Annotated in this window: 9 protein-coding genes; 2 read left to right on the forward strand and 7 right to left on the reverse strand. The window is 72.3% G+C overall.

The window, feature by feature from the left end; genetic code table 11:
- Positions 1-83: 83 nt before the first annotated feature.
- The 5 genes from ACZ60B_RS24920 to ACZ60B_RS24940 are packed head-to-tail and all read right to left on the reverse strand — an operon-like array spanning position 84 to position 8,088.
- A complete protein-coding gene (locus tag ACZ60B_RS24920; protein WP_469390486.1) occupies positions 84-1,319 on the reverse strand; it encodes a nitrate/nitrite transporter in 1,236 nt (411 codons plus the stop codon).
- Complete coding sequence (narI, locus tag ACZ60B_RS24925; protein WP_469390488.1) at positions 1,316-2,044, reverse strand: respiratory nitrate reductase subunit gamma; 729 nt, start codon at positions 2,042-2,044, stop codon at positions 1,316-1,318. Before narI ends, ACZ60B_RS24920 begins: the two co-directional genes overlap by 4 nt.
- Positions 2,041-2,655 (reverse strand): nitrate reductase molybdenum cofactor assembly chaperone, encoded by a 615-nt coding sequence (gene narJ, locus ACZ60B_RS24930; RefSeq protein ID WP_469390490.1) that lies wholly within the window; start codon positions 2,653-2,655, stop codon positions 2,041-2,043. Before narJ ends, narI begins: the two co-directional genes overlap by 4 nt.
- A complete protein-coding gene (gene narH, locus ACZ60B_RS24935) occupies positions 2,652-4,409 on the reverse strand; it encodes a nitrate reductase subunit beta (protein WP_469390492.1) in 1,758 nt (585 codons plus the stop codon). The genes narJ and narH overlap by 4 nt, the downstream gene beginning before the upstream one ends.
- A gap of 1 nt (position 4,410) precedes the next feature.
- Positions 4,411-8,088: a nitrate reductase subunit alpha gene (locus tag ACZ60B_RS24940; protein WP_469390574.1), complete on the reverse strand. Its 3,678-nt coding sequence runs from the start codon at positions 8,086-8,088 to the stop codon at positions 4,411-4,413.
- A 307-nt stretch (positions 8,089-8,395) separates the two neighbouring features.
- On the opposite strand from ACZ60B_RS24940, the gene ACZ60B_RS24945 reads away from it, so the two are divergent.
- Positions 8,396-8,590 (forward strand): DUF5999 family protein, encoded by a 195-nt coding sequence (locus ACZ60B_RS24945; protein ID WP_469390494.1) that lies wholly within the window; start codon positions 8,396-8,398, stop codon positions 8,588-8,590.
- A 19-nt stretch (positions 8,591-8,609) separates the two neighbouring features.
- Here the strand turns inward: ACZ60B_RS24945 and ACZ60B_RS24950 are convergent, their stop codons facing one another.
- On the reverse strand, positions 8,610-9,008 hold the full coding sequence (locus tag ACZ60B_RS24950; protein WP_469390496.1) for a RidA family protein: 399 nt from the start codon (positions 9,006-9,008) through the stop codon (positions 8,610-8,612).
- Positions 9,005-10,273, reverse strand: a complete 1,269-nt coding sequence (locus ACZ60B_RS24955; RefSeq protein ID WP_469390498.1) for an acyl-CoA dehydrogenase family protein — start codon at positions 10,271-10,273, stop codon at positions 9,005-9,007. The genes ACZ60B_RS24950 and ACZ60B_RS24955 overlap by 4 nt, the downstream gene beginning before the upstream one ends.
- 137 nt (positions 10,274-10,410) lie before the next feature.
- Between ACZ60B_RS24955 and ACZ60B_RS24960 the strand changes: the two genes are divergently transcribed.
- Positions 10,411-12,012 carry an AMP-binding protein gene (locus ACZ60B_RS24960; protein ID WP_469390501.1) on the forward strand — a complete coding sequence of 534 codons (1,602 nt, stop codon included), beginning with the start codon at positions 10,411-10,413 and terminating at the stop codon, positions 12,010-12,012.
- Positions 12,013-12,049: the final 37 nt, after the last annotated feature.

A 12,049-nucleotide genomic window follows, 5' to 3' on the forward strand; every position in this document is an offset into this window, starting at 1 on the left:
TCACCGGAAAGGCGCCGCCCCTGCCCGACCCGCGTGCGCGGGGTTCCGGCAGGGGGCGGCGCCCTTTCCGGAGGTCTCCAGGCTCAGGCGGCCCCCTGTGCCGTGCGGTCGCGGTCCGCGTCGCGCATGCGGCCGTAGGCGTAGACGCAGCCGGCCAGGGCCAGGTCGGAGAGCAGCATGAAGCCGATGGCGTAGGAGCCCTTGGCGCTGTAGACGGCGCCCATGACCAGGGGTGGGAGGAAGCCGCCGAGTCCGCCCATCGCGCCGACGATGCCGGTGACGCTGCCGACCTTCGGTGGCGGGGTGACCCGCGCGACCATCGCGAAGACGCTGCCGCTGGTGGTGCCGAGGCCGGCCGCCATCACCAGGAGGAAGACCGTTCCGCCCGGGACGAGTTGAGGCTCGAAGGCCTGGAGCACCGCCATGAGCCCCACGATGCCGAGCGCCCAGGAGGTGACGACGGCCGGGTGGGTGCGGTCGGAGAGCCAGCCGCCGATCGGGCGGAAGATCACGGTGATGAGCGCGAAACCGGCGGCCCGAGTGCCGGCGTCGGTGGGCGACAGGCCGTACCAGGTCTTGAGGTAGGTGGGCAGGTAGACGCCGAACGCGACGATGCCGCCGAATCCGATCGCGTACAGGGCCGCGAGCTCCCAGGTGACCCGCAGGCGACCGGCGTCGGCCAGTCGCTTCCCGAGCGAGGTGGTGGGGACCACGCGTTCGGGGTGGTCGGAGAGGAGGAAGTACTCCGCCACGGCCATGACGGCCAGGGCGATGGCCAGCACCACGAACGGCAGGTTCTCACCGTGCTTGTAGATGCGGGGGGTGAAGTAGCCGGAGAGCGCCACACCGCCCATGCCCGCGCCGAAGACGCCGACGGCGAAGCCACGACGCGCGGGCGGGAACCAGGAGTTGACGAGCGGGACGCCGATCGCGAAGGTCGTGCCGGCCATGCCGAGGAAGAATCCGACGACGAGCAGGCCCGCGTAGGAGTCCTTCACGACGATCAGCAGCAGCACCGGCACGATGGTCAGCGCCGTGACGAGCGGGAACATGATCTTCGCGCCGAAGCGGTCGGTGAGCGCGCCGACGGGCACCCGGCCGATCGAACCGACGAGCACCGGCACGGCGACCATCAGCGACTGCTGGACCGAGGTCAGCGAGAGCTTGGTGCCGAAGCTGCTGGCGAGCGGTGAGATGAGGTTCCACGCCCAGAAGGAGATGGCGAACCCGATCGTGGCGACGACGAGGTTGCGGTAGGCGGCGCCGGGCACCGCGGGGCTCTGGGAGGTCCGAGTGCTCTGGGTCGTCCGGGAGGTCACTGCACGCGCTCCCATCCGGGCCGCTCGGAACGGGTGCCGAGCTGACCGCGTTCACGGCTGCGGTACACGATGTAGGGGCGGAAGAGGTAGGGCACGGGGGCACTGAACATGTGGATCAGCCGGGTGTAGGGGACGAGGGCGATGAGCGCGCACCCGACGACGATGTGGATCTGGTAGGTGACCGGCACGCCGTTCATCCGCGCGTAGTCGGGGTGCAGGGTGAAGACGCTGCGCAGCCAGGGGGAGATCGTGGTGCGGTAGTCGTAGCCGTGACCGCCCGCGTGCGTGAGCTTGGCGATCATGCCCAGCAGGATCGCGGCGAGCAGTACGACGTACATGAGTTTGTCGTTGCGGGTGGTGGCGAGGAAGACCGGCCCGTTGGTGCGGCGGCGGTAGATGAGCAGCGCGATGCCGGCGACGGTGGCGAGGCCCGCGAGTGTGCCCGTGTAGAGGGAGAGGTAGTGGTACACGGACTCGCTCACCCCGAGCGCGCTGGTCCAGGAGTCCGGGACGAACAGTCCGACGAGGTGGCCGGCGAGGACGAAGAGGATGCCGTAGTGGAACACCGGGGACGCGATCCGCAGCAGCCTGGACTCGTAGAGCTGCGAGGAGCGGGTGGTCCAGCCGAACTTGTCGTAGCGGTACCGCCAGACGATCCCGCCGACGAGCAGGACGATCGTGACGTACGGCATCGCTGTCCACAGGATGCTGTCGGCGAGGCTCATCGGCTGACGACCTCCAGGAGCGGGGTGCCGTAGGGGGCGAGCCCGACGTCCTCGCGCGGCGGCCCGTTGCGGGCCATGGCCCGGGCGGTGGAGCGGTCGCGCGGGGACGCGCCGGGAAGGGTGGCGACGAGGGCCTCGAGGACGCCGGCCCAGGGCGAGTCGGCCTCGACGAGGGCGAGGCGCAGCAGTTCCAGCGCCGGGCGGTGCTCGCGCAGGAGGGTGTCGGTGCCGGTCAGGGCGCAGAACTCGCAGACGGCCGGGAGGAAGTCGGGGAGTTCGCCGGTGTCCGCGTACTCCCAGCCGTGCTCCCGGTAGGTCTCCTTGAAGCGCACCAGGGACCCGCCACGGCGACGGGTGTCGCCGTCGGTCCACCAGGTGAGGTACAGACAGCGGCGGCCCGAGAAGTCGAAGGTCCGGACGTACTCCTGCCGGAGCCGGTCGGGGTCCGTCCCGCCCGCGTGGTCGATGAAGGCGCGCAACTCCCTTCTCCCCGGGCCGGGTCGTTCGTCCAGGGCGGCGCGCAGGACGCTCAGCCCGGCGTGGAACTCTCCGTCGGGGTAGACCAGGCAGCGGGCGACCGCCGCGTGGACGACGGCGTGCGGGGTGGTCATCTCTCCTCCTCGTCGTCGTTGTTCTCGGGTGGGTGGGAGTCGCTTTCGGGGTGGCCGGGCTTGGGGTTCCTGTCGGGGAACAGTCCGGCGGGGTGGCCCCGGCCGTCCCAGTTGAGGAGGTTGACGCGGCTGCGGGCGGGGTCGGCGGGCGCGTCGGCGGTCTGCCGGTCGCGCAGGACGTGGAAGTTCTCCACGGACATCGGCGGTGGCCCGCCGGACCCTTCGCCGTAGGGGCCCGAGCCGCCTGTGCCGCCGCCCATGCCGGGACCGCCCTCGTAGTCGAGGCTGCACCCGTCGGGCAGGACGGACTCCTCCAGGCGGCGCGCGTCGCCGACGGCGGCGGTGGGGATCACGTACCGCTCGTCGTACTTGGCCAGGGCCAGCAGCCGGTACAGCGCGTACATCTCGTCCCCGGACAGGCCGACCGAGCGGGCGATCCCCTCGTCCACCGGGGCCGGTCCCGAGGGGTCTCCGGCGAGCAGTCCGGGGCGCATCGCGCCGCGCATGGCGGCGAGCTTCTCCAGCGAGGCGCGTACGGGAGCGGTGTCGCCCGCGGTGAACAGTTCGGCGAGGTACTCCAGGGGGATGCGCAGGGTGTCGATCGCGCCGAAGAGGTTGCCGGCGTCCTCGCCGTCGAACCCGGTCTCGGTGAGGGCCTCGACGACCGGGGAGAGCGGCGGGATGTACCAGACCATCGGCATGGTGCGGTACTCCGGATGGAGCGGCAGCGCCACCTTGTACCTGCTGATGAGGGCGTGGACGGGTGAGCGGCGGGCCGCGTCGATCCAGTCCTGGGCGATGCCCGCGCGCTCGGCCTCCCGGCGTACGGCGGGGTCCTCGGGGTCCAGGAACACGCCGAGTTGGGCTTCGTAGAGGTCGGTGTCGTCCGGGGCGGAGGCCGCTTCCAGCACCTTGTCGGCGTCGTAGAGCATGACGCCGAGGTAGCGCAGCCGTCCGACGCAGGTCTCGGAACAGACGGTGGGCAGGCCGACTTCGAGGCGCGGGTAGCACAGGGTGCACTTCTCGGCCTTGCCGGTGCGGTGGTTGAAGTAGACCTTCTTGTACGGGCAGCCGGTGACGCACATGCGCCAGCCCCGGCACTGGTCCTGGTCGACGAGGACGATGCCGTCCTCCTGCCGCTTGTACATCGCGCCGGACGGGCAGGAGGCGACGCAGGACGGGTTGAGGCAGTGTTCGCAGATCCGCGGAAGATAGAACATGAAGGTCTGTTCGAAGGCGAACCGGACCTTTTCCGAGGCCTGTTCGCGGACCATGGCGACCATGGGGTCGAGGTCGCCGTGTTCGCTCACGCCGCCGAGGTTGTCGTCCCAGTTGGCGCTCCACTGGATGTCGTGGGGTTTCCCGCTGAGGAGCGAGCGCGGGGCGGCGACGGGGATGTCGTCGCCGAGCGGGGCGTCGACGAGATTGGCGTACTCGTACGTCCACGGCTCGTAGTAGTCGTTGATCGTGGGCAGTTTGGGGTTGGAGAAGATGTGGGCCAGCTTCGAGAAGCGGCCGCCGCCCTTCAGCCTCAGCCGGCCGCGCTTGTTGAGCTCCCAGCCGCCCTTCCAGGTCTCCTGGTCCTCGTAGCGGCGCGGATATCCCTGCCCGGGGCGGGTCTCGACGTTGTTGAACCACACGTACTCCATGCCGCCGCGGTTCGTCCACGCCTGTTTGCAGGTGACGGAGCAGGTGTGGCAGCCGATGCACTTGTCGAGGTTCATCACCATCGCGATCTGTGCCATGACGCGCATGTCAGTACTCCACCGGCTCGGTCCGGCGCCGGATGACGGTGATCTCGTCACGCTGGTTGCCCGTGGGGCCCAGGTAGTTGAACGCCCAGCTCAACTGCGCGTAGCCGCCGATGAGATGGGTCGGTTTGAGCAGCAGCCGGGTGAGGGAGTTGTGGGTGCCGCCGCGTCTGCCGGTGGTCTGCGCCTTGGGAGTGCCGACCACGCGGTCCTGGGCGTGGTGCATGTACACCGTCCCCCGCGGCATGCGGTGGCTGACGACCGCGCGGGCCGCGACGACGCCGTTGCGGTTGACCGCCTCGATCCAGTCGTTGTCGCGTACGCCGATCGTCTCGGCGTCCTGCGGGGACATCCAGATGTTCTGGCCGCCGCGCGAGAGCGACAGCATGAGGAGGTTGTCCTGGTACTCGGAGTGGATGGACCACTTGCTGTGCGGGGTGAGGTAGCGGACGGTCACCTCCGCCCGTCCGTCGTCCCCGGTGGAGACCCGGTCGCCGAAGAGCCGCCGCATGTCCAGCGGCGGCCGGTAGACGGGCAGCGCCTCGCCGAGTTCGTGGATCCAGTCGTGGTCGAGGAAGAAGTGCTGGCGGCCGGTGAGGGTGTGCCAGGGCTTGGCGTGCTCGGTGTTGAGGGTGAAGGCGGTGTAGCGGCGTCCGCCCGACTCGCTGCCCGACCACTCCGGGGAGGTGATGACCGGCACGGGGGCCGCCTGGGTGTCGGCGTAGGTGACGCGCTTGCCCTCCTGCTCGGCGGCGAGGTGGGCCATCGGCCGGCCGGTGCGGCGCTCCAGGGTGTGGAAGCCCTGGGTGGCGAGGTGGCCGTTGGTGGTGCCGGACAGGGTGAGGATGGTGTTCGCCGCCTTGACGGCGGTGTCGAGGAGCGGCCGCCCCAACGCCGGGCCGGCCAGCCGCAGGCCGTGCCGGTCGGCGAGATGCCGCACCTCCTCGGCCACGTCGAAGGTGATTCCCTTCACCGGCAGGCCGAGTTTCTCCGCCAGCGGGCCGAGGGTGGCCATCTTCTCGCCGATCGCGCTGTAGTCCCGCACCACAACCGTCAGTTGGGGCATCGTCTTCCCCGGTACGGGCTCGCACTCGCCGCGCCGCCAGTCGCGCGCGACGCCGCCGGGCTGGGCGGTCTCGCCCGGGGTGTCGTGCTGGAGGGCGGTGGCGACGAGGTCGCGGCGCACCCCCAGGTGCCTCGCCGCCATCGCGGAGAAGGCCTGGGCGAGCGCGTGGAAGGCGGCGAAGTCGGTGCGGGCCTGCCAGGGCGGGTCGACGGCCGGGGTGAAGGAGTGCACGTAGGGGTGCATGTCCGTGCTGGACAGGTCGTGCTTCTCGTACCAGGTCGCGGCCGGCAGGACGACGTCCGACATGAGGGTGGAGGACGTCATGCGGAAGTCCAGCGACAGCAGCAGGTCGAGCTTCCCCTCGGGCGCCTGCTCGTGCCAGCGCACGTCGCGCGGCCGCTCCTCGGGCCCGGCCTCCGCGGCGCCGAGCGAGGAGGTGGTGCCGAGCAGGTGCTTCTGGAAGTACTCGGCGCCCTTCGCGGAGGAGCCGAGGAGGTTGGCCCGCCACAGGGTCACGATCCGGGGCCAGTTGGCGGGTGCGTCCGGGTCCTCTCCGGCGAACCCCAGTTTTCCTTGGCGGAGTTGCCGCACCGCATACGCGACCGGGTCCTCGTCGCCCGCCTCGTCGCACAGGTCGAGCGGGTTGCGGTCGAACGTCGGGTAGGAGGGCATCCATCCCGAACGGGTCGCCTGAGCCAGGCAGTCGGCGGCCGTCATCCCGGCGAGGGCCCCGCTGCCGAGCGGGGAGGCGAGAACGTCGGCGCGGTAGTGGTCGTAGCGCCATTGGTCGGTGTGGAGGAACCAGTAGGCGGTGCCGATCGCCTGGCGCGGCGGGCGCGACCAGTCGGACGCGGCGGCGAGGGTGGCCCAGCCGGTCACCGGGCGGCACTTCTCCTGGCCGACGTAGTGCGCCCAGCCGCCGCCGTTGCGGCCCTGGCAGCCGGTGAGCTGGAGCAGGGCGAGGAAGGCCCGGTAGATCGTCTCGGAGTGGAACCAGTGGTTCGTGCCGGCGCCCATGAGGATCATGCAGCGGCCCCGGGACCGCTCGGCGGTGTCCGCGAACTCCCGCGCGGTACGGACGGCCGCCGCGGCCGGGACCGACGTGTGGACCTCCTGCCAGGCGGGGGTGCAGGGGACGGAGGCGTCGTCGTACCCCGTCGGCCAGCTGCCGGGCAGCCCGGCGCGGCCGACGCCGTACTGGGCGAGCAGCAGGTCGTACACGGTCGTCACCAGGTGGCCGCCGACCCGCACGGCGGGGACGCCGGCGGCACGGACCTCCCCGCTGCCCTGGCCGTGCGGGCCGCCGTCGGTGTCGAAGCGGGGCAGCAGCACCTCGGTGGGAACGGCTCCGTCCTGTCCGTACAGGGAGAGCCGGGGTTCGAGGTCACCCAGCTCAAGGTTCCACCGGCCCTGGCCGGACTCCGTCCAGCGGAAGCCGAGCGACCCGCCGGGGACCTCCGGGCGGCCGGTGCCGTCGTCGAGGACGACCGTCTTCCACTCCGCGCCCTCCTCGCCGTCGCCGAGGTCGGAGGCGCGCAGGAACTTGTCCGGGACGTGCCCGTCGTCGCGCTCCCGCAGGGTGACCAGGAACGGCAGGTCGGTGAAGCGCCGGACGTAGTCCGTGAAGAACGGCACCTGCCGGTCGACGAAGAACTCCTTGAGCACGACATGGCCCATCGCCAGGGCCAGCGCTCCGTCGGTCCCGGGGTGGGGGTGCAGCCACTCGTCGGCGAACTTGGTGTTGTCGGCGTAGTCCGGGGACACGACGACGACCTTCTGGCCGCGGTAGCGCGCCTCGGCCATCCAGTGCGCGTCCGGGGTGCGGGTGACCGGGACGTTGCTGCCCCACATCATCAGGTACGCGGCGTCCCACCAGTCCCCCGACTCGGGGACGTCGGTCTGGTCGCCGAAGACCTGCGGGGAGGCGACCGGCAGATCGGCGTACCAGTCGTAGAACGACAGCATGGGAGCGCCGATGAGCGAGTGGAACCGGGCCCCGGCGGCGTGCGAGACCATCGACATCGCGGGGATCGGCGAGAAGCCGGCGATGCGGTCGGGCCCGTGGGTCTTGATGGTGTGGACGTGCGCGGCGGCGGCCAGCTCCACCGCCTCGTCCCAGCTCGCCCGCACCAGTCCGCCCTTGCCGCGCGCCCGCTGGTAGCGGCGGCGGCGCTCGGGGTCGGCCTGGATGTCGGCCCAGGCGGTGACGGGGTCGCCGGTGCGCGCCTTCGCCTCCCGGTACATCTCCAGCAGCACGCCGCGGACGTACGGGTAGCGCACCCGGGTCGGCGAGTACGTGTACCAGGAGAAGGCGGCCCCGCGCGGGCAGCCGCGGGGCTCGTACTCGGGGCGGTCCGGGCCGACGCTCGGGTAGTCGGTCTCCTGGGTCTCCCAGGTGATGATGCCGTCCTTGACGTACACCTTCCACCGGCAGGAACCGGTGCAGTTGACCCCGTGGGTGGAGCGCACGACCTTGTCGTGGCTCCACCGGTCCCGGTAGAAGACGTCACCGTCGCGCCCGCCCACCTTGGAGAGGGTGCGCAGATCGGCGGAGGTCTCACCGCGCCGGAAGAACCGCCCGGTACGCAGCAGCAGGTCACTGGCCCTGCCGTCCATCCCGCCGGCGCCTGGGGCCTTGGTCGCGGGCACGGATGCTCCTCTCGGCCGGCGTCACCCCAGAGCACCACCGACGGACGGCGCCCGCACGCGCGCGGAGCTGAAAGGGTGATCACCCCATGGGCCGGGAGGCGGCCGACGGCGACGGGTCGGCATCGCCCGTCTCGGGGGCGTCCGAGAGTTGTCCTGGTGCTGTCACGCTTCCCGGCCGGGTGTTCCGATCGGTGCGCCGTGCGCGCATGGTCTCTACAAGCGAGGGCGACGACAGCGCCGCCGACACTCCTCGCGTCCCAGGTGGAGGTGCACCATGTGTTCACACCGGTCTTCGTGCCCGTCCGCGGACGCCGCCGCCCCGCACATCGTCTCGGCCCATCCCGAGCAGGGCTGGAGCCTGCTGTGCGACGGCGCGATCGTCTTCGACGACAGCGGCGAGCTGCTCCCCGACGGCAGCGTGATCGCTCCGCACCGGGTGTTCGCCGGCGACCTGGCCGTGGCGGCCTGACCCCAGCCCCCGCCGGGCCCTACGCCAGCACGGCGAAGCCGTCGAGTTCGACCAGCGCCTGTTCGTCCCACAGGCGCACGGCGCCGACGACGGCCATCGCCGGGTAGTCGCGTCCGGCCAACCGCCGCCAGATGCGCCCGAGTTCGGGGGCGCGGGCGCGGTAGTCGGCGAGGTCCGTGGTGTACACGGTGACCCGGGCCAGGTCGGCGGGGGTGCCGCCGGACGCCTTGAGCGCGGTCAGCAGGTTGGTCAGCGCCCGCTCGAACTGCTCGGGCAGGCCGGTGCCGACCACCGTGCCGTCCGCGTCCAGCGCGGTCTGGCCGGCCAGGAACACCAGGCGCGATCCGGTGGCGACGACGGCGTGCGAGAAGCCGGTCGGCGGGGACAGTTCGGGCGGGTTGACGCGCTCGGCGGTCACTGCACCTCCAGTCGGTCGTACAACTCCTTGGCGATGATGCCTCGTTGGACTTCGCTCGCGCCCTCGTAGACGCGCGGGGCGCGCACCTCGCGGTAGAGGTGCTCCAGCAGGTGACCGCGCTCCAGCGCCCGCGCGCCGTGCAGTTGGACGGCCGTGTCGACGACGTACTGGGCGGTCTCGGTGGCGAGCAGCTTCGCCATCGCGGCGCGCCGGGGGATGTCGGGTGCGCCGTCGTCGTACGCCGTCGCCGCCGCGTACACCATCAGGCGGGCCGCCTCCGTGCGCAGCGCCATCTCGGCGACCTGGTGGGCGACGGTCTGGAGGTCCCTCAATTTGCCGCCGAAGGCGTCCCGTCGGGCCGTGTGCAGCACGGTCGCGTCCAGGGCGGCCTGGGCCATGCCGACGGCGAAGGCGCCGACACTGGGCCGGAACAGGTTGAGGGTGCCCATGGCGACCCTGAAGCCGCGGTCGGTCCCGCCGAGCACGTCGTCCGCGGTGACGGGCACGGCGTCGAAGCCGAGGGCGCCGATGGCGTGCGGGGAGAGCATGTCCAGGGCGGTGCCGGTGAGTCCGGGGCGGTCGGCGGGGACGAGGAACGCGGTCACGCCGCGGGCGCCCGCGCCGGGGGTGGTGCGTGCGAAGACGGTGTAGAAGTCGGCTTCGGGGGCGTTGGAGATCCAGCACTTCTCGCCGGTGAGCCGCCAGCCGGAGGGGCCGTCGGGCTCGGCGGTGAGCGGTGCACCGTCCCGAGCGCCGCCGTCCCGCACGCCACCGCCCCGCACGCCACCGTCGGAGGCGGCCACCGCAGCCGCCCCGGCCGGTTCCGTCCGCAACGTCGGCGCCACCGCCCCCGCCCCGACCGGGTCCGCCCGCAGGGCCAGCGCCGCCGCGTCCGATCCCGCCCCCGGCTCGCTCAGCGCGAACGCGGCGACCGCGCTGCCGTCGGCCACCCGGGGCAGCCAGCGCTTGCGCTGGGCGGGGGTGCCGTGGGCGTGCACCGGGTGGGCGCCCAGGCCCTGGAGGGCGAGGGCCGTCTCGGCCTCGGTGCAGGCGTACGCCAGGGATTCCCGCAGCAGACAGAGGTCGAGCGCGCCTGCGGTGAACAGGCGGGCCAGCAGGCCCAGTCGGCCGAGCTCCGCGACGAGCGGCCGGTTGACGCGTCCCGGCTCACCCCGGTCGGCGATCGGACGCAGCCGTTCGGCGGCCAGGGCGCGCAGCTCGGCGCATCGGGCGGTATGTTCCGGTTCGAGCGAGAATGCGGGCATCGCCGGTCCTCTCTCCTGACCTGTACGGCCACTCCCACCCCCGACGGTATCGCGTACCGTTGACTGTCGTCACCAAGGCGATACGCTCATTGCGCGAGCCCACACGACGCCCACGACGGCAAGGGGGCGAACCGCCCATGGCCGGCCCGATCCACTCCGCGCACGTCGACACCTTCGCGCGCGACCACCTCCCGCCGCCCGAGCAGTGGCCCGAGCTCCGCTTCGACCTGCCGGAGCTCGACTACCCCGAACGGCTGAACTGCGCCGCCGAGCTCCTGGACCACGCCGACCCCGGCCGCCCGGTGTTCCACACCCCCACGGCCGGGACCTGGACCTACGGGGAGCTGCGCGCCCGGGTGGACCGGCTCGCCCATCTGCTCACCGGCGACCTCGGCGTCGTCCCGGGCAACCGCGTCCTGCTGCGCGGCCCCACCACGCCGTGGCTGGCCGCCTGCTGGCTGGCGGTGCTGAAGGCGGGCGCGGTCGCGGTCACGGTGCTGGACCGGCAGCGCCCGCACGAACTGCGCACGATGTGCGAGATCGCGCGGGTCCGGCACGCGCTGTGCGACGTCCGGGCCGTCGACGACCTGGCCAAGGCCGAGGTGCCCGGCCTGCGGATCACGACGTACGGCGGAGACGGGCTCGACGACCTGCTCAACCGTCCGGCGCCCGACACCCCGTACCGGGCCGTGGACACGGCGGCCGACGACGTCGCGCTGATCGCCTTCACCTCCGGCACCACCGGCCGCCCCAAGGGCTGCATGCACTTCCACCGGGACGTCCTGGCCGTCGCGGACACCTTCTCCCGACGGATCCTGCGACCGCGGCCGGACGACGTCTTCGCGGGCAGTCCCCCGCTCGGCTTCACCTTCGGGCTCGGCGGTCTCGTGGTCTTCCCGATGCGGGCCGGCGCCAGCTCCCTGCTGCTCGAACAGGCCGCTCCCCGGCAGCTGTTGCCGGCGATCGCCGAGCACCGGGTCTCCGTGCTGTTCACCGCGCCGACCGCGTACCGCGCGATGCTCGCCGAGCTGGACGGTCACGACGTGTCGTCGCTGCGCCGCTGCGTCTCGGCGGGCGAGAACCTGCCCGCGGCCACCTGGCGGGCCTGGCACGAGCGGACCGGGCTGCGGGTCATCAACGGCATCGGCGCCACCGAGCTGCTGCACATCTTCATCTCGGCCGCGGACGAGCACATCCGGCCCGGCACGACCGGGGTGCCCGTGCCGGGCTGGCACGCGCGCGTGCAGGACGAGAGCGGCAACCCGGTACTCGACGGGGAGCCCGGGCTGCTGGCGGTGCGCGGTCCGGTCGGCTGCCGCTACCTCGCCGACCCGCGGCAGCGGGAGTACGTGCGCGACGGCTGGAACATCACCGGCGACACCTACGTCCGCGACCCCGACGGCTACTTCCGCTATGTCGCCCGCGCCGACGACATGATCGTCTCGGCCGGGTACAACATCGCCGGCCCCGAGGTCGAGGACGCGCTGCTGCGCCATCCGGACGTCGTCGAGGCGGCGGTGGTCGGGCGGCCCGACGAGGCGCGCGGGCAGGTCGTGGTGGCGTACGCCGTGCTGCGGGAGGGTGCGCGGGCGGACGCGGAGGCGCTGCGCGCCTTCGTCAGGGAGGAACTGGCCCCGTACAAGTGCCCGCGCGAGTTCGTCTTCCTGGACGCGCTGCCGCGCACGGCGACCGGAAAGCTCCAGCGCTTCCGTCTGCGTACCGATGGTGACCAGCAGTGATGCACCCGCCTGTGGTGCCCCGCGACGACCTCGACGA

Source organism: Streptomyces sp. NPDC104096 (genome assembly GCF_055584385.1).